Raw genomic sequence first — 18,189 nt, 5'->3', positions numbered from 1 at the left:
TCACTTGCTCCTTAGGAAATCGAGGCTTTGTTGGGTCCACTGGTTTTCGAGGCGGATGGTCTCCGCTTCGGAGTCCTGCCAGGGCAGCCAGTGCTCGACGATTTGGTTGATGTTTCTGGTTTTGGGCTGGATCTTTTCGACCATGTAGTCGTAGTCGAGAAGGCCTTCGCCCAGGGGTGCGCCCGAGTACGTGAACCCGACCCATCCCTGCTTGCGGCTGAACGCAAAGTCTTTGATGTGCATGTTCAGGACATAAGGCCCGACGGCGTCAATCACCTCACGCGGCATCTCCAGCGCAGCGACCGTGTTGGCAGGGTCGCTGCAGATTCCGAGGTACGGACTGTTGACCTGCTTCACCACCGCGAGGATCCGTTCCGTGGGGACCTGTTCATAGGTTTCGACGGCGATCCGCACCCCGGCTGCCTCGAACGCGGGAAGAACCTCGGTGAAGATGGCGGTGGCTTCCTCGTTGTCCGGGGTGTGGCCGGGGACGTTGAACATGGTTCGGAGGATGTCCGAACCCAGGACCTGTGCGATGTGCAGGAAGCGGCGCAGGTGTTCCGGACGGATGCCCTTCGTCCCGACTTCCAGGGTGATCCCCAGTTCGTCGGCCGTCGCGCGGACGGCGGCGAGGCCGGCGTCGTCCATTCCTTCCAGCGGTGCGTAGTCGCAGATCTGGAACAGGTCCACGCCTAGCCCTGCCGCTTTCCGCAGGGCATCGTGGATGCTCAGCGGTTCGCTGACCTGGTCCGAGAGCTGCCAGAAGAACGCGTAGCTGCTGAGCCCGATCCTGCTTTGGCCGACCCGGCTCATGCTGCCACCTGCTTCGCGGCCAGCCGTGCGGCGGTTTCGTCCAGGATGGCCTTCAGCGCGGCGGGGTCGTGCGCGAAGCGGCCCAGGAACAAGCCGGCGACGGCGGTGTCCAGTTCCGTGATGAGGCCCGGTCCGGCGCTGCCGCCGTAGATGACCCGGCTGTCTTCCTGTCCCGGCAGGGAGCGCAGGTGCTCGTCGAGGCCGCGGACCACGGCGCTGATGTAATCCGGTGTGGCCGGCTCGGGTGCCCCGATGGCCCACTGCGGCTCGTAGGCCACGATGGTCCGGCCGACGGGGCCGAGCGTTGCCGCGCGGTTGAGGGCGGCGTCGATCTCCGCGGTGCACTGGGCAATGGCTTCCTCGGGGGAGCCGGCGGTGAGTTCGCCGACGCAGAGGACCGGGGTGAGGCCGTTGCGGTAGGCCGCGGCAGTCTTGAGCCCGATGATCCGGTCGTCCTCGCCGAAGATGCGGCGGCGCTCCGCGTGGCCGACTTCCACATACCGCCCACCCAGCTCAGCGACGGTGGTGCCGCCGACTTCGCCGGTGTAGGCGCCTTCGTCTTCCCAGAAGATGTCCTGCGCCCCGGTGCCCACGCCGGCCGCGCCCAGGATCCGGGCCGCTTCGGGCAGGGCAGGCAGGACCGGCAGGACGAACACCTCGATGTCGCCGCTGGCGACCGCCGGATGCTTCAGTGCGATGGTTGCGACCTCGCGGCAGTAGTCCACCGAACGCTGGTAGCCGAAGTACATCTTCAGGCTGACGCCGATCACCGCGCCGGGGCCCTGGGGCTTAGCAGGACGTGACACCCTCGTAGTCCTTAATCAGCGTGACTTTCCCGGCCGAGGCAGAGGTTTCGTCGAAGGTGTACGTGAGCCATTCCTTGGCCAGGCGGCGGGCCAGTTCCAGGCCGACCACGCGCTGGCCCATGGTGAGCACCTGGGCGTTGTTGGACAGGACGGACCGTTCCACGGAGAAGGAGTCATGGGCAGTGACGGCGCGGATGCCCGGGACCTTGTTCGCCGCGATCGCCACGCCCAGGCCGGTGCCGCAGACCAGGAGGGCACGGTCGGCCTTGCCGGCGGCGATCAGCTCAGCGGCGGCGATCGCCACGGACGGGTAGGGGGTGTGGGAGGTGGCGTCCACTCCGACGTCGGTCACTGATTCCACCAGGGGGTTGGCTTCGAGGTCGGCCTTGAGGGCTTCCTTGTATTCGAATCCGGCGTCGTCCGATCCGATGACCAGGCGCAGTTTGGCGCTCATGCGTTCTCCTTAACAGTGTTCTCTACGAGGGTGTTGTGGATGGCCCGGACGATCAGCGCCATCGAGACGGCTCCGGCGTCGGGCGTTCCGAGGCTCTTTTCGGCGTGCGGGCGGGCGCGGCCCATGACGGGCAGCAGGTTTGCGGTGGCTTCGGCGGCCTGTTCGGCGACGGCCGCGGCGGCGCCCCAGGATTCGCGGAGGGAGGCCCCGCCCTGGACGGCGGCGGTGAGGGCGTCGCTGAACGGGGACAGCACGTCAACGAGGGTCTTATCGCCCACCTTGGCCCGGCCGAAGTCCATGATGGAGCGCTTGGCCTCGGCCACGCCCGCAGCCACTGCGGCGGCGTTCGGGGCCTCCGTGTCGCCCACTGCCTGCCCGACGGCGCGCAGGGCCATGCCCCACAGCGCACCGGAGGTGCCGCCGGCCTTGTCGGCCCAGGCGTCCGCGGCCAGGAACAGGGTGGTCCCGGCACCTGCGCCACGTTCGACGGCGTCCGCAGCGGCTGCTGCTGCGGCGTGGACTCCGCGTTCCATGCCGATGCCATGGTCGCCGTCGCCGGCGATCGCGTCGATCCGTCCCAGCTCGGCCACGTTCGCGTCGATCACGGCCTTCGCGGCGTCCAGAGCGGCCAGCACGGCGGGGGCCGCGGCCCGGGATTCGTCCGAGGCGTCCGGGATGACCGCTTCCTGTTCCGCGCCGGCGGCGAGTTCGTCGGCGTCGAGCGCCTGGGCGGTGACGGCGCCGCGCCGGAAAGCCGGGGCGTCGGCGGGAGCCAGCCAGAGTTCCTCGAGTTCGGCATCCAGCCAGAACAGGGTGAGGGAGGTGCCGGCCATGTCAAAGCTGGTGACGAGCTCGCCTACCTGCGGGTCCACGGCCTCGATCCCGGCCTCGGCCAGCAGCTGCGCCACCCGGCGGTAGACCACGAAGAGTTCCTCGTACTTCACCGAACCCAGCCCGTTGAGGATCGGGACAACGCGGGCGCCCTCCACGGACAGGCCCTCGGGGACCTCCGCCAGGAGGTCCTTGACCAGCAGTTCGGCGAGCTCGTCCGCCGTCGGGATGTCCGTTTCGGCGATGCCCGGCTCGCCGTGGATGCCCATGCCCACGGCCATCCGACCCGCCGGGACGGTGAACAGCGGCTCCGGGGCGCCCGGCAGGGTGCAGCCGGTGAACGCGACGCCGAAGGAGCGGGTCCGGTCGTTGGCGCGTTCAGCGATCCCGACGACGGCGTCCAGGGAGTAGCCGGCTTCGGCGGCCGCTGCGGCCACCTTGAACACGGTCAGGTCGCCGGCGATGCCGCGCCGCTTGTGCTTCTCGGCCAGCGGTGCGGAGGAGATGTCGTCCGTCACGGCGATGCTGCGGCAATCGATGCCCTCGGCGCGGAGCTTGTCCTGGGCCTGGGTGAAATGCAGGACGTCCCCGGCGTAGTTCCCGTAGCCCAGCAGCACGCCGCCGCCGTTGGAAGCAGCTTTGGCCACGTTGTAGACCTGCTGCGCGGAGGGGGAAGCGAAGAGGTTTCCCATCGCGGCGCCGTGGGCCAGGCCCTGGCCCACGAGGCCGGCGAACGCGGGGTAGTGACCGGAGCCGCCGCCGATCACCAGCGCCACCGTGTCCGGGATGCTCTTCGTGCTGCGGGCGACGCCGCCGGAGACGCGCCGTACCCAGCGGCCGTGCGAGGCGACGAATCCTTCGATCATCTCGTCGGCGAAGGCTGCGGGTTCGTTGAACAAGCGGGTCATGCGGAGGCTCCTGGAGCTCTTGGTCTGGAAATGGGGGGGCGGGGACCCAACTGACTGGCAGTTGTTGTCGTTATGGGCGTTCAAAACGACAACAACTGCGAGTTAGTTGGGCGGAACGGGGTTACGGTTCGGCGTGGTGACCGGCGCCAGCGGGGTCAAGGGCCTCGGCCGGGGTGCCTTCGCTTGCCTTGCCGCGGCGGCTGAGGACCACCATGAGGATCGAGGAGAGCAACATGAAGCCGCCCACTACGAACATGGGAACCGTGTAGTTGCCGGTCCAGTCCTTGAGCCAGCCCGTGATGTAGCCGGCGCTGAAACCGGCCAGGTTGCCCACGGTGTTGATGAGGGCGATGCCTGCCGCGGCTGCTGCGCCGGTGAGGAACTGGGTGGGAACGGTCCAGAAGTTGGGCAGGGCCGCGAAGATCGACATGGCCGTGATGGTGATGACCGCGATGGTCGCCGCGGGGGAGCCGGCGAACAGCGCCAGCGGGATGCTGAGGCCGCCCACGAGGGCCGGGAGCGCGATGTGCCAGGTCTTGACGCCGCGCTTGGTGGCGTCCTTGGACCAGAAGTACAGGGCGAAGGCCGCCGGCAGGTACGGGATGGCGGTGATCAGGCCCTTCTGGAAGACATCGAACTTGGCGCCGTAGAGGCCTTCGAAGCCGGCGATGATGGTCGGCAGGAAGAAGCCTAGGGCATACAGGCCGTAGATGAAGCCGAAGTAGATCAGGGAGAGCATCCAGACGCGGCCATTGCCGAACACCGTGCGGACGCTGACGTGCTTGTTGCTGGCGGTGGTGGCGTTCTTTTCCTTCTCCAGGGCGCCGGTGAGCCAGGTCTTTTCCTCGGCAGTGAGCCACTTGGCCTTGGCCGGGTTGTCTGCCAGGTAGAACCAGGCGATGACGCCGATCACGATGGCGGGGACTGCCACGCCGAAGAACATGAAGCGCCAGCCTTCGAGGCCGAAGAAGACGCCGTGCTGCTGGATGAGTGCACCGGCGAGGGGAGCGCCGATCACGGTGGTCAGCGGCTGTGCCAGGTAGAAGAGGGCCAGGATCTTGCTGCGGTGCTTGGACGGCACCCAGAGGCTCAGGAAGAGGATGGCGCCCGGGAAGAAGCCGGCTTCGGCCACACCCAGAATGAAGCGCAGGATGTAGAGCTGCTCAACGTTGCCCACCCAGGTGAACAGCAGGGACACGATGCCCCAGCTGACCATGATGCGGGCCAGCCAGCGGCGTGCCCCGAACTTGTGGAGGGCCAGGTTGCTGGGAACTTCCAACAGGATGTAACCGATGAAGAAGACGCCGGACGCGAAGCCGAATTGCGCCGCGGAGAGCGCGAGGTCGGTGTTCATGCCGTTGGGGCCGGCGAAGGAGATGGCCGTGCGGTCCAAGTAGTTGATGAAGAACATCAGGGCGACGAACGGCACCAGCCGGATCGCCACTTTCCTGATCGCGGATTTCTCAACCACCGATTGTGTGGTGTCCACATTGACTCCTAGATGTTGGGGTCCCTGCGGATCCTGCACTGGATGCGCCGGGCTGACTCGTGGCATCGCCGCTTGGGAGGGGGCGATGGCGAAGCTTGTGATTTAAACCATAGGCTTGGAATCTAAATTGGTCAACCGGTTGATGAGTTTGATTCCGGACCGCACGGCGGGACCGCAAAATTGGTCATCCGGTTGCTACGCTGTGAGGGTGTCAGCGAATTCCGCCGCAGCCGCGGCCCACATGACGGCAGCTCTTGCCCCCATGGAGCAGGGCTCCGTCGTGTCCGAAGTGGCGGAACGGCTCCTGGCCTACTTCACGAGCGGAGACATCGCCCCTGGAACCCGCCTCCCGGCGGAACGCCAGTTGGCGGCCTCGCTCGGCGTCGGGCGCTCGGCAGTGCGCGAGGCACTGGCAGCCCTGGAAATACTGGGCATCGTCATCGTGCGACCCGGATCAGGGACCTACCTGCGCGACGGCGTCTCCGAACTTTTGCCGCGCACGCTCAGCTGGGGACTCATGCTGGGGGAGCCCAGGACCCGCGAGCTGGTCGAGTTGCGCAGCGGCCTTGAGATCCAGGCTGTCGAGCTGGCGGCGCTTCGCGTCACGGACGAGGCGTTGGAGCGCATGCGCGCGGACCTGGCCCTGATGGAAAAGAACCTGGACAACCTGGCGGTCTTTGTCGAGGCGGATGCCGCGTTCCATCGGGAGATCGCCGCGGCCTCGGGGAATATGGTCCTCGAGGAACTCCTTCAGAGCATCCGTTCGCTGCTGCGCATCTGGGTGGACCGGGCGCTGACCGACGAAGGCCACGCCGAGGCAGCGCTGAAGGAACACACCGCCATCTACGAAGCGCTCAAGGCGCGGGATTCCGGCGCGGTTTCCAAGACCATGCGTTCACACATGGAGACCGCCTCAAAGCGGCTGCTCGCCGGCTTCGACGCCGCGCAGTAAGGACAGCCCAGTAGCGCTTAGGTACGCGCGGGCGGTGCCGTCGATTCGCGGAGCACGAGTTCGGGCTCCACGACGTAATGCTGGCCGCGCTCGCCGGTGACGATCTGGTGGTGGAGCATTTTGAACGTTGCCATGCCGAGGGCCCGGAAATCGAGGCGCATGGTGGTCAGGGGCGGCGAGAAGTAGGCGGCCGCGGGCATGTCGTCGACCCCCACGATCGAAAAGTCCCCGGGCGCGCGGACGCCGCGCCGCTCCATGGCACTCAGGAAGCCGAGGGCGATCTCGTCGTTGCTGGCGAAAACGGCCGTGAAGGTGGCGGGGTCGGCGAGTTCTCCGGCCTGGAAACCCGACACTGAGGACCAGTCCGTGGCGGCGTGGAGGACGTGGGGGCTGAGGCCTGCGCCTTCCATGGCGGCCCGGTAGCCGCGCTCGCGCTCGAGGGCTTCGTTCCGGGTGACGGGGCCGGCCACGTGCAGGATCTCGCGGTGTCCCAGCCCGATGAGGTGGAGGGTCGCTTCGTGGCCGGCGGCGTAGGAGTGTGTGCCCGCGGTGCCTTCGTCCGAGGAGGGGAGCTCGGACACCGTGATCAACGGCGTCGACTGATCCCAGTCCTGGAGGAGCCTGTCCACGCCGGGCAGCGGCGTGGAAACCACTACCCCGTCCACCTGGACCGATTTGAAGTGGCTCAGAGCCCGCCGGGCTTCGGGTTCCCAGCCCTTGGCTTCGAAGTCGAGATCCAGCTGGGCGATGGTCAGCGTGACATCGGCCTCGCGGGCCGCCAGCCCCAGGCCGGTGAGGACGCTGGCGCTCCCGTAATTGAAGGCGCCGATGGCGAGGACCCCTACTGAATTGGTCCTGCTGGTGCGAAGCGTGCGGGCGGACTGGTTCGGCACGTAGCCTAGTTCTTCGATGGCTGCCGCTATCCGCTCGCGGGTTTCGGCGCCAACATAGCCGACCCCCGTGAAGTAGCGCGACACAGTCTGCGCGGAGACGTTCGCCCGCTTGCCGACGTCGGCCATGCTGGGGCGCGATACCCTCGCCTTTGCTGCCACGGAGCGGCCCCCTTCCCGGACGGTGTCCACTGCAAGTTTACGATCACCCGCCGAAGAACTTTTCCCAATAATTGGTCAACCGGTTGACGTAAGTTATCGTAAACCCACATACTCGTTATGGGCCAGATCACATTGGAGGCGTCCTCCGGACGACGCCGCAGCTCCCGTGATGAAGGCACCCTCACCCAACAAACGACGAAAGGACGCGAAGATGCGTTTGTTCGCAAAGGCGGCTGCCGCCGTCGCCGCGGTAGCACTTCTCGCAGGATGCAGCGGTGGCGGGTCCAACGCCGCCGGCAGCGGAACCACCACCTTGGAGTGGTGGACCATCAACCTGACGGCCCCGGCGGCCAACGCAGCGGTCGACAAGATCATTGCCGACTTCGAAAAGGACAATCCAGGCATCAAGGTCAAACGGACTCCGCGCGCCGTGGACGCCCACAAGGACTCGCTCCGCACCGCAATCGGAACCTCCGCGGCCCCCGACATCTACGACTACTGGGCCGGGCCGGGCCTCGGGGGCGAGCTGGTCAAGGCCAACGCCAGCGCGGACCTCACCGAGTACTACAAGCAGTACAAGTGGGACGAGCGCTTCTCCGACGCGGCACTTGCCCCGGTCAAGCAGTACGGCGGCTACCACGGTGTTCCGTGGAAGCTGAACGGCGAGGCCCTCTACTACAACAAGAAGCTCTTCGCGCAGGCCGGTATCACCGAAACGCCGAAGACCTTGGACGAACTCGGCGCCGCCGCGAAGAAACTCAAGGACGCCGGCATCACCCCCATCCAGTTCGGCGGCACCGTCAACTGGCACGTCATGCGCCTCCTGGACACCTTCCTCGAAGGAAAATGCGGCTCGGAGACGTTCGACAAACTGGTCACCAAGCAGGCCGACTGGGGCCAGGAACAGTGCGTCACTGACTCCTTCACCGAGCTCCAGACGTGGTCCAAGGACTACTTCAACCCGGGCTTCATCGGAATCAACAATGACGAATCCTCCGCGCTGTTCTTTGGCGGCAAGGCAGCCATGGCATTGGAGGGCGACTGGTTCAACGCCAGCATCGAAGACCAGAAGATGAACCTGGCCGACGTCGGAGTCTTCAGCCTGCCCACCGGCACCAGCCGCCTCTACGGCTTCGAGCAGGCCCAGTACATCACCAAGGACAGCAAGAACAAGGACGCCGCAGCCAAGTTCCTGGACTACTTCACCTCCAAGGCAGTCCAGCAGGAGACCCTGGGCCTGTTCGCCGTCCAGTCCGTCAACAAGGACGTCAAGGCGGACGCGGCAAAGGCCACGCAGCTGACCAAGGACTGGGACGGCATCTTCAAGGACGCCAAGGGCCTGTACATGAACAACGACCAGAACTTCAACCAGTCGCAGACCCGCGAATACTGGCGGATCCAGAACCTCGTCGCCACCGGCGGCCTGGACCCCCAGCAGGCAGGCGCCGACATGCAGAAGTTCCTGGAATCCAGCCAGTAATACGGCCTCCCGGGTGCGGCCGCCCGCATTCCTTCCGGCGGCCGCACCCGCCAACTCATCGACAAGAGATCAAAGGCGAAATCCCTTGACAAAGCTCACAGATACGCGCTTCACCGCCCAGCCGCCGGCGCCGCGAAGCCGTCCACACCAGAAGAAGAATCTGGTCCAGCGGATCGGCAAGGGCGGCTTCATCGCCTCCCTGCCGTTCCTCGCACCGGCCCTGGCAGCATACGTCGTCTTTGTCATCGCACCGATGATCAGCGCCGTCCGGCTCAGCCTCTACCAGTGGTCCGGCTACAACACCGATCCCCAGGTGTTCGTCGGCTTCAAGAACTACGTCCGGCTCTTCACCCAGGACCCGGTCTTCTGGACCTCCGTCCAGAACACGGTCATCTGGGTGGTCCTGTCCATCATCATTCCCACCAGCCTCGGCCTGGTCATGGCATTGGCCCTGAATCAGCCGTTGGTAGGCCGGAACCTCTTCCGTTCGGTCTTCTACATTCCGGGCGTCCTCGCACCCATCGCCGTGGCCAACATGTGGCGGTGGATGTACAACCCCAACTACGGCGTCTTCAGCGAGATCTCCAAGACTCTCCACATCGGCGACGGATCGGGAGTGACCTTCCTCAGCGACCCCAAGGTGGCCATCTACGCGGTGTTCGCTGCGTTCGTCTGGCAGATCGCCGGCCTGAACATGGTGCTCTTCCTGGCAGGTCTGCAGGGCGTGTCCAAGGAACTTGTCGAATCGGCCCGCCTCGATGGTGCCAACAACTGGCAGGTGTTCCGGAACGTTACCCTGCCGGCCCTGCGCCCCACCGTCGTCATCGTCATGGTCCTCACGATCGTGCACTCCATCAAGGTGTTCGACCTGATCGTCGGCATGACGGGCGGAGGCCCGGCCCAGTCCTCGCAGGTCCTGGCCCTCTGGTCCTACACCCAGTCCTTCCTCAACCACGATTTCGGCCTCGGCAACGCGGTGGCAACGGTGCTGCTGGTGGTCACCCTCATCCTCGTGGTTCCTTACCTGATCTGGTCCACCAAAGGAGCTGACGACCACCGATGAGCACCGCAACACTGCCCCGTACCCGATCCCGCAGCAGGGTCCAAGCACCCAAGAACCCCCGCGACTACGTCCGCATCGGGCTCTGGATCGCCCTGGCAATCGTCATGGTCATCTGGGCCATGCCCATGGTCTTCGTGTTCCTGACGTCCATCAAGAGCGAAGCCGACATCTTCTCCACCTCATCGTTCGCCATTCCCGGAGCACCGGAGTGGCAGAACTATGCTGAGGCCCTGGCAACCGGCAACCTGATGACAGCCGGCGGCAACAGCCTCCTCATCGCCCTGGTCAAGGTGCCGGTGGGTCTCTTCATCGCCGCAGCAGCGGCCTTCGCACTCTCCCGGATCCGGTTCAAGTACGACACCCTGATCCTCGGGGCCTTCGCCCTCGGTTCCATGGTTCCCATCCAGGTGGCCCTCGGCCCGCTGTTCAAGACCATCCTCGACATGGGCCTGCTGAACAACCCGCTCGGGGTCATCCTCCCGTACATCGGCTTCGGCCTGCCCATGCAGGTTTTCATCCTGCACGGCTTCTTCACCCAGGTGCCCAAGGAAATTGACGAGAGCGTCCGCGTGGACGGCGGCGGCAACCTCCGCCTCTTCCTGCAGTTCATCCTGCCGCTGTCCAAGCCGGCCTTGGCCGCCTTGTTCATCCTGGACTTCGTGGCCACCTGGAACGAATACGCCATCGCGCTGGTGATCCTGCAGAACAAGGCGTCGCAGACCGTTCCGCTAGCCATCCAGTCCTTCCAGTCCCAGTTCACCAGTTCGTACGGACCCCTGAACGCTTTCACGATCATGTCCATCCTCCCGGTCCTGATCATCTACCTGCTGTTCCAGCGCTATTTCGTCCAGGGCATGTTCACGGGCGCCGTCAAGGGCTGAGCACCCCTACACGATCCATTGCAGTACCAGAGAGGAACAGATGCCTACCTTCACTCCGACGACGCCCTTGTTCGACGTCATGCGCGACCCTTCTGCGCACGAAATCATCTCCGCAGAGATTCCGGAACTTGCGGCCAACCCCATCCTGCACACCCTGTACCACTACCCCCTCGGGCTGATCCTGAGCACGGAAGAACGGCTCCGGGGCGACGACGCCCGCCGGGCCGAAATTCTGGCCCGGCTCACCGCGATCGAACCGTCGCACGCGCCGGCCGTGCCGCCGTCGAACGTCTCCCGCCCCGAACCGGACTATGAAGCCGAAAGCACCCGGGAGGGCAGCGCGAAGGTGAGTTTCCCGGCGGAGACCGCCAAGTGGGCACCCTTCGAAATCGAGCTCCAGGGGCCGGAGCACGGAAACCCGTTCACCGACGTCGAGCTTTCCGCCGAATTCCGCAGCGGCAGCGGCGCCAAGCTCACCGTCCCGGGCTTTTACGACGGCGGCGGCAGCTACCGCATCCGCCTGCTGGTTCCGGAGGAGGGAACCTGGACCTTCACCACGGCCAGCAACGCCCGCTCGCTGAACGCGATCACCGGGACGTTCGACGCCGGCCAGGCAGTCTCCCGCGGGGTCGTCCGGGTGGCCGAGCAGTTCCATTTCGCGTACGACGACGGCACGCCGTACCTGCCGGTCGGCACCACCTCGTACGTGTGGACCCATCAGGGCGACGCCCTGGAGGAAGAAACGCTGGCCACCCTCGCCAAGGGACCCTTCAACAAGATGCGCATGTGCGTCTTCCCCAAGTCCTACCTGTTCAACGAAAACGAGCCGGAGCTCTACCCCTACGAAGGATCGCCGAACGCGGGCTTCGACTACCTGCGCCCCAACCCCGCATTCTGGGCCCACCTGGAACGGCGGATCGACCAGCTCGAGGAACTCGGCATCGAGGCGGACCTGATCCTCTTCCACGCCTACGACCGTTGGGGCTTCTCCACCATGAGCCAGGACCAGGACGACCTCTTCGTGAAGTACGCCGTCGCCAGGCTCGCGTCCAAGCGGAACATCTGGTGGTCGCTGGCCAACGAGTACGACCTCATGTTCGAGAAGTCCACCGAGGATTGGGAACGCTTCGCGGACATCGTGACCGCCAACGACCCCAACGCGCACCTGCTGTCCATCCACAACTGCCGTGAGTTCTACGACCACAGCCGCCCGTGGGTGACCCACTGCAGCATCCAGCGCCGGGACATCTACAAGACCGCCGAGATGACCACCGAATGGCGCGGGCAGTACGGCAAGCCGGTGGTCATCGACGAATGCGCCTACGAGGGCAACATCGACCAGGGCTGGGGCAACATCACCGGCGAGGAAATGACCCGCCGCTTCTGGGAAGGCGCCATCCGCGGCGGCTACGTGGGCCACGGCGAAACCTACATGGACCCGGAGGACGTGCTGTGGTGGGCCAAGGGCGGATCGTTCAAGGGAACCAGCCCGGACCGGATCGGCTTCCTGCGCCGCATCCAGGAAGAAGCCCCCGGCGGCCGGTTCGAACCCCTTCCCGGCCACTGGGACGTGGTCAGTGCCGGCTTGGAGAACGAGTACGAGCTCATTTACTTCGGCTTCTTCCAGCCCACGTACCGGCGCTTCGTGAAACCCCAGGACGTGACCTTCGAGATCGACGTCATCGACACCTGGAACATGACCGTCGAAACCCTGCCGGGCACCTACTCAGGCCGCTTCCGCGTCGAGCTGCCGGGGCGCCAGTACATCGCGCTGCGGCTGCGCGCCGTTGCGGTGGCCGGGGAGTAGACATGCACACACCGTCCGCAACCCGGTACCTCCACCACGGGCCGTGGTCAGCCGAACTCCGGGGCGAGGAACTGGCCGACATCCGCTACCTCGGCAGGCCGGTGCTGCGCGGGTTGCGGGCGGTGGTGCGGGACCACAACTGGCTCACCCTCGCACCCGAAATGGTGTCCGCGGCGAGCGAGGAGACCCCGGAGGGCCTGAGGCTCGTCCTTGAGACCGTATGGCACAACGATCCCTCGCGCTACAAGGGCACCGCAACGCTGCTCTTCGACGCGGCCGCCGTCACCATCACCTTCCACGGGACCGCCATGGAGGACTTCTCGTCCAACCGCATCGGGCTGGTGGTGCTGCACCGGCCCGACGACGCCGGGCGGCAGCTGACCGTTACCTCACCCGATGGCAGTTCCACCGCCGGCGCCTTTCCCCGCAGCATCAGTCCGCACCAGCCGTTCATGGACATCGCGGCGATGGACTGGGAACGGGACGGCACGGCGTTCCGGCTCGACTTTGACGGCGAGGTCTTCGAGACCGAGGACCAGCGCAACTGGACCGACGCCTCGTTCAAGACGTACAGCACGCCGCTGTCCAGGCCCTTCCCGGTGGCGCACGCCCCCGGCGACGAGGTGCGCCAAAGCATCCGGCTGAGCGCCAGGCGCATCGTCCGCATCCGCGACGAGGTCACGGCAACCGTGCCGCAGTTGGGCACCTCGGCAGGGACTTCCGCCGTCAACGCGGGGTCCCTGCCCCGGGGGTTCGGCCCCTTGCTCGTTGAGGTCGCCGTCCGGCCAAGCGCAGCGGCAGCGACCATCTCAGCGGCCGAAGCCGTCGCGCTCGCCGGGTCCCTGGGGACCAGCCTGGATGCCAGGATCGTGGCCGGTTCGCCCGGGGAGGTGGTTGAGGTGCTGCGTTCGCTGCCGCTTGGGCGCGTGGATCGCCTGGGCGTGTACGACGGCGGCAGCCACGTGACGCTGCCGGCGCTCTGGTATGCGCTGGTCCGGGAAGCCAAGGAGCTGGGTTTTGCCGGGGAGTTCGTGGCCGGAGCGCGCAGCCATTTCACGGAGCTGAACCGGAACCGGGAAAGCGCCTTGGCGGTTGCCGCAGGCATTAGCTACTCGATCACGCCTAAGATGCACGCGGTGGAGCCGGCTTCCATCGTGGAGACCCTGCCCATGCAGACCCTTACCGCGGCCGAGGCGCTGCGCATTGCGGAGGGCCGTCCCGTGCATGTCGGTCCCGTGATGCTGGCGCCCAGGTTCAACGCCGTGGCCATCGAGGCCGCGGCCGACGGCGAGCCGACTGCCCCGGATCCCCTCGGCGAGGGTGAGTTCGCTGCGGCCTGGCTCCTCGGAAGCGTCGCCGCCCTGAGCGTTCCCGGAATCGCTTCCGTCAGTTACGCCACTGTCGCGGAGGTCGGCTTCCCGGCCGGACTGCTCCTCCAGCAGCTCGCGGAACTCAGCGGCGCGGAGGTCCTGGCCGCCGAAACCGGCCCGGACAGCGGGCTGGCGGTGTATCCGGTGCGGCAGGGCCGGGGCCACGGCCTCGTGGCCCACGTGGCCAACCTGACCCCCCTGCCCGTCCCGGTCCGCGTGGCTGCTCCGGATGGCACAACCCTGGACCTCGACCTGTCCGCATGGCAGACCGTGGCCGTGCAGTTGCCCTGATACTTTCACCGAACTTCAACCCCCGAGAGGAATTCCTTCCATGTCCCACCGTCTCCCAGCCAAGACCGCCCTCGTAACGGGCGCTGCGTCCGGCATCGGAAAGGCAGTCGCCACTCGGTTTGTCGCCGAAGGGGCCACCGTCTTTTTCGCGGACCTCAACTTCGAGGCGGCGGCAGCAGCGGCGAAGGACACCGGGAGCGATGCCGCCATCCCGCTGCTCATGGACGTCGCGGACGAATCCAGCGTTGAGGCCGCCTACGCCAAGGCCCTCGAAACAGCACCCCTGGACGTGGTCGTGGCCAACGCCGGAGTCCAGCTGTTCGGGCAGGACGCCAGGGTGGGCGAACTCGACCTCGACGTCTGGGAAAAGACAGTGCGCATCAACCAGAGGGGCGCATTCCTGACGCTCAAGCACGCCGTCCGCGCGTTGAGCGGCCGCGGCGGATCGATCATCTGCACCGGGAGCCCCACCGCCGTCGTCGCCTGCGGCCAGACCTTCACGGCCTACACCAGTTCAAAGGCCGGGGTACACGGGCTGGCCCGTGTGGTCGCCGCCGACTACGCCGCGGAGGGCATCCGGGTCAACACCGTGGTGCCCGGATACACCGAAACTCCGCTGGTGCAGACGATCGCCGACAACCCTGAACAACGGGCTGGCCTGGTCGACGCCACCATGCTGCGCAGGCCCGGCCGGGCGGCCGACGTCGAAGGCATTATGGTCTACCTGGCGAGCGACGACGCCGCGTACGCCACCGGTGGGATCTTCACCGTCGACGGCGGCCTGACCGCCTTGTAGCGGCCCGCGCCGGGTGGCGCCGATCCGGCTCAGGTGACCCCCGACGTCGGGCTGTCACTGCTCTGTTTGGACGGCTGGAACCTCCGTCCACGCCCACAGGGCGGGCGGCTTGCCCTTCCCGCTCGGCGTGGCAGCCGCGGCGGCCTTCGCCAGCAGGGGGCTTTTCGCGAAGGCCCTGCCAAGGTTGGACGTATCCGGTTCCGGCCGGCCGGCGGCGGCGGCCAGCTCACGTTCGCGGCGCGCCGCGTCGGCCGTGCTGAAGGTTTCGCCTAGCAGGGCCCGGGTCAGGGGAATGTCCCGCCACAGGGTATCCAGGACCGTCCCGGCCGTCCTGCGGATGATGGCCTCGTGGTCGAACGGCAGCCGCGTGGCCTGCTCCAGGGGAACCGCGTGCACGCCGTCCTCCGCAAGGGCCAGGCCCGGGCGGAGGACGGCCGTGTGGACGATCGAAATAGTGGGCCCGCGCGGGTCCCGGTCCGGATTGTCGAAAACGCCGGCGCCGCTCACCGCAAGGACATCCGCCGGGCGCACGCCGATTTTCGACTCAAGGGCCCGCAGTGCGGCCTCGTGCATGCGCTCGTCGCTCAGCAGGAGGACGCCGGGCAACGCGGCCTCCCCGATAAACGGCTCGAACAGGCGCTCGCCAAGGACAACGTGCAGCCGCCCGTCGCGGACGAGCAGCGGCACGGTGTCGATGGAGACCAGCGGCTGTTTGGGCAGTTCAGTGGTCGCGGTCCCGGAGTTCACGGTCCAATTCTTCCCTGAGCCCCGGGACGATCGCGAGCCTGGCCCACCGCTCAGGCGAGGTTGCCCAGGACGGCGCGGACATCGGCGAAGGACTGGCGGGTGGTGAACGCGCCGTCCGCCCAGACCGGCTGGAGCAGGGATGCGGCTTCCTGCTCAGGCGTGGCCTTTTCGATGAGGACCAGTTCGCCGTCGTCGCCGCGGGTCACGGCGAGGCGGCCGGTGGCGGACTTCTTGGTGCCGTTGTCCGTCGCGGGGTCCTTTAGCAGGTTGTGCCCGACGCCGTCGATCATTGCCCAGGTGGCCTTGACCGCCGAGGAGAAGGTGTCCCGGGTGACGTATTGGTAGGAGTAGGACCCGACGCCGAAGACCACATTCTCGGAGGCAAAGCCCAAGGCTTCCAACCGGGTCCAGATGTCCCTGGCCCGGTCGATGGTGATGGAGTCGCCGTAGATCAGCCCGATGTGCCGGTCCAGGACCTTGTATCCCTTGGCGTTGACGGTTCCGCCGAAGACGTTCCACAGCAACTGCACCGCACCGAAGTATTCGGGGTCGCCTTCCATGGTGCGGGCACCGCCGTCGGGGACTGCAACAGCGTCTGCCAAACCGGGCCGTGACGCGGTCCCGCAGATGATGTCCGCAGGGTCACCGGAATCGGGGCGGATCACGAGCTTCCCGTCCCGTTCCATGATCCGGTTCTTCAGTACCGGCAGGATGCCGTTGAGCACCTGGAAGAAGTCGAAGGTGTCGGAGACGACCGACACGATGCCGGACGGGTGCTTGTCCAGGATGCGTTCGAAGGTCTCCAGTTCGCTGGATTCGCTGATGCCCGCGCACATCACGGAGTGCTCGGTGGCCGGGACCGAGCCGAGGACCAGGCCGTTCTCCGTGCCCGCGCTGGAGGGGTAGTAGCGGTTGACCCAGTCGATCGTGGCCAATGAATCGCTGCCGGTGAAGGACAGCAGGTGCCCGGCGCCGCTGGCGGCAGCCGAGGCCGTGCCGGACATCCCGCGGTAGGAGAAGTCGTGCAGTTGCCAGTTCACCGCGGCCCGGTCCACGCCGGTGGTGTCTGCTGCCTGGTCCAGGATGCCGCGGTAGTGGTCCGCGATGGTCGCCGTGGTGGACGGGTGCCAGACGGCGGCGGAGAGGACGGTTTCGATGTAGTTGACCAGCCAGAAGAACTCGGGCCGGGTGTTTTCGATGGTGAAGCTCGGTACCCGCAGCGGAACCCGGGTGCCTTCCGGGACGGCCCGGAAGACCAGGGGCAGGTAGCCCACCCTGTGCAGCGCCCGGATGTGTTCGGAGCCGATGTGGTTCGGGCCCAGGATCGACTCGAGGACTGCCTCGTACTCGGCGACCGCCTCGTCCTCGTCCGCCGCAAAGAACGGGGCGAAGGCCTCGGTGCAGTACGACTGGAGGAAGGCCTGCAGGCCGAAGTGGACCACCTTGGTGACGCCCTCGATGCGGGAACCGCGGTTGGTGTAGTTGCTCAGGATGCCGGTGGTGCCCTCGGGGTACAGCTCGCGGTGGCCCAGCTTGTAGGCGTCGGTTTCGAACAGCGCGCCGGTGATGGACGGTGTGGTGATTGCCGGGGCCGTGATGCGTGCTGAGGTGGTGGTGGTCATCGCGTGCTGCCTTCCAGGAGGTACGGGATCAAAGGTGTGACGTGGGCGCCGACCCCGGGGTTGGCGGCGCCGGGGTGGGAATCAGTGGTGAAGATGGTGCCGTAGTGCTCGTTCAAGGCCGCCGCGTTGCCGGAGAAGACGCCGTGGCTGACCCAGAGGTCCAGCCGTTCCTTGCCGAGCCCGGTGGCGCCGGCGAGGCCGCGGAAGGTCCCGCCGCCGTCGCAGATGTCGTCGACCACCAGGAACTTGCCGGTGTCCGGCAGGGCTTCGCACTCGAATCCGGACAGCTTGCCCGTGGCGAAGTCGCGGCGCTTGCTGGCGTAGTAGACGGGCAGGCCGAGGGTGGCCGCGGTTTTTTCGGTCCGGGTGCGCGCTCCCTGGTCGGGGCAGATGACGCCTGCGTAGTCGCCGATGCGCTTGCGGAGGACCTGGGCGATGACGGTGTCCGAGTCGACGATCCGGAGCTTCTCCACCAGGCCGGGCATGACCTCGGAGTGGGGGTCGAAGCAGACCACCTCGTCGGCGTCCATGGCGTTGATGAGCCGTGCATAGACCTTGGCGCCGAACGGCACTCCGCGGTCCTGGCGGGCTCCGGGAAGGTAGGGGATCAGGGCCTTGACCTCGTGGCCGGCCGCGTGCGCGTAGTCGATCCACATGCCCGCGGTGACGTAGTCGTTGGCGTCGGTTCCGGTGAGGTACAGGTAGAGCGGGGTTTCCTCCGCTGTGGCGTCAGTCTTGATGTGGCACTCCCCGGCGGGGAACCGCATCTCCGTGGCCCGCGAGTGGGTGACCCATCCTTGGCGGGACTTCGAGAACATCGTGATCAT

The 18,189-nt window shown here is 66.6% G+C and carries 16 protein-coding genes; 7 read left to right on the top strand and 9 right to left on the bottom strand.

Going from position 1 to position 18,189, the window contains the following annotated elements:
• The 5 genes from D3654_RS16970 to D3654_RS16950 all read right to left on the bottom strand — a co-directional run bounded on the left by D3654_RS16970 (position 1) and on the right by D3654_RS16950 (position 5,301).
• A complete protein-coding gene (locus D3654_RS16970) occupies positions 1-813 on the bottom strand; it encodes a sugar phosphate isomerase/epimerase family protein (protein ID WP_120522634.1) in 813 nt (270 codons plus the stop codon).
• Positions 810-1,619: a triose-phosphate isomerase family protein gene (locus D3654_RS16965; protein ID WP_245413302.1), complete on the bottom strand. Its 810-nt coding sequence runs from the start codon at positions 1,617-1,619 to the stop codon at positions 810-812. The genes D3654_RS16970 and D3654_RS16965 overlap by 4 nt, the downstream gene beginning before the upstream one ends.
• On the bottom strand, positions 1,603-2,073 hold the full coding sequence (locus D3654_RS16960; protein ID WP_120522632.1) for a ribose-5-phosphate isomerase: 471 nt from the start codon (positions 2,071-2,073) through the stop codon (positions 1,603-1,605). The genes D3654_RS16965 and D3654_RS16960 overlap by 17 nt, the downstream gene beginning before the upstream one ends.
• Positions 2,070-3,812, bottom strand: coding sequence for a dihydroxyacetone kinase family protein (locus tag D3654_RS16955; protein ID WP_120522631.1), 1,743 nt, complete (start codon positions 3,810-3,812; stop codon positions 2,070-2,072). The genes D3654_RS16960 and D3654_RS16955 overlap by 4 nt, the downstream gene beginning before the upstream one ends.
• 121 nt (positions 3,813-3,933) lie before the next feature.
• Positions 3,934-5,301 (bottom strand): MFS transporter, encoded by a 1,368-nt coding sequence (locus D3654_RS16950; protein ID WP_120522630.1) that lies wholly within the window; start codon positions 5,299-5,301, stop codon positions 3,934-3,936.
• Positions 5,302-5,509: 208 nt separating this feature from the next.
• On the opposite strand from D3654_RS16950, the gene D3654_RS16945 reads away from it, so the two are divergent.
• Positions 5,510-6,253 (top strand): FadR/GntR family transcriptional regulator, encoded by a 744-nt coding sequence (locus tag D3654_RS16945; protein WP_120522662.1) that lies wholly within the window; start codon positions 5,510-5,512, stop codon positions 6,251-6,253.
• A 17-nt stretch (positions 6,254-6,270) separates the two neighbouring features.
• Here the strand turns inward: D3654_RS16945 and D3654_RS16940 are convergent, their stop codons facing one another.
• Positions 6,271-7,305, bottom strand: a complete 1,035-nt coding sequence (locus D3654_RS16940; RefSeq protein ID WP_162943776.1) for a LacI family DNA-binding transcriptional regulator — start codon at positions 7,303-7,305, stop codon at positions 6,271-6,273.
• A gap of 211 nt (positions 7,306-7,516) precedes the next feature.
• Between D3654_RS16940 and D3654_RS16935 the strand changes: the two genes are divergently transcribed.
• The 6 genes from D3654_RS16935 (at position 7,517) to D3654_RS16910 (ending at position 14,993) form a co-directional block, all read left to right on the top strand.
• Positions 7,517-8,785: an ABC transporter substrate-binding protein gene (locus tag D3654_RS16935; RefSeq protein WP_120522628.1), complete on the top strand. Its 1,269-nt coding sequence runs from the start codon at positions 7,517-7,519 to the stop codon at positions 8,783-8,785.
• A gap of 85 nt (positions 8,786-8,870) precedes the next feature.
• Complete coding sequence (locus D3654_RS16930) at positions 8,871-9,848, top strand: carbohydrate ABC transporter permease (protein ID WP_245413301.1); 978 nt, start codon at positions 8,871-8,873, stop codon at positions 9,846-9,848.
• Positions 9,845-10,729: a carbohydrate ABC transporter permease gene (locus D3654_RS16925; protein ID WP_120522627.1), complete on the top strand. Its 885-nt coding sequence runs from the start codon at positions 9,845-9,847 to the stop codon at positions 10,727-10,729. Before D3654_RS16930 ends, D3654_RS16925 begins: the two co-directional genes overlap by 4 nt.
• A gap of 40 nt (positions 10,730-10,769) precedes the next feature.
• Positions 10,770-12,536, top strand: coding sequence for a DUF5605 domain-containing protein (locus D3654_RS16920; RefSeq protein ID WP_120522626.1), 1,767 nt, complete (start codon positions 10,770-10,772; stop codon positions 12,534-12,536).
• Between the two features lie 2 nt (positions 12,537-12,538).
• The gene (locus D3654_RS16915; RefSeq protein ID WP_120522625.1) at positions 12,539-14,197 is read left to right on the top strand and encodes a D-apionate lactonase family protein; all 1,659 of its coding nucleotides are present in this window, start codon (positions 12,539-12,541) and stop codon (positions 14,195-14,197) included.
• Between the two features lie 40 nt (positions 14,198-14,237).
• Entirely contained in the window at positions 14,238-14,993 is a 756-nt protein-coding gene (locus tag D3654_RS16910) for an SDR family NAD(P)-dependent oxidoreductase (protein WP_120522624.1), read from the top strand.
• Between the two features lie 54 nt (positions 14,994-15,047).
• Here D3654_RS16910 and D3654_RS16905 read toward each other — a convergent pair whose 3' ends face one another.
• Genes D3654_RS16905 through D3654_RS16895 form a run of 3 tightly spaced genes read right to left on the bottom strand, consistent with a single transcriptional unit; the run spans position 15,048 to position 18,189 of the window.
• Entirely contained in the window at positions 15,048-15,740 is a 693-nt protein-coding gene (locus D3654_RS16905) for an NUDIX hydrolase (protein WP_120522623.1), read from the bottom strand.
• A 50-nt stretch (positions 15,741-15,790) separates the two neighbouring features.
• Positions 15,791-17,362: a nicotinate phosphoribosyltransferase gene (locus D3654_RS16900; protein WP_120522622.1), complete on the bottom strand. Its 1,572-nt coding sequence runs from the start codon at positions 17,360-17,362 to the stop codon at positions 15,791-15,793.
• Positions 17,359-18,189, bottom strand: coding sequence for a ribose-phosphate pyrophosphokinase (locus tag D3654_RS16895; RefSeq protein ID WP_120522621.1), 831 nt, complete (start codon positions 18,187-18,189; stop codon positions 17,359-17,361). Before D3654_RS16895 ends, D3654_RS16900 begins: the two co-directional genes overlap by 4 nt.

The sequence above is a fragment of the Arthrobacter celericrescens genome, assembly GCF_003614925.1.
In the GTDB taxonomy this organism is placed as follows: domain Bacteria; phylum Actinomycetota; class Actinomycetes; order Actinomycetales; family Micrococcaceae; genus Arthrobacter; species Arthrobacter celericrescens.
The sequence above is the reverse complement of the archived record's forward strand: the minus strand, read 5'-3'. Positions and strand labels throughout refer to the sequence as shown.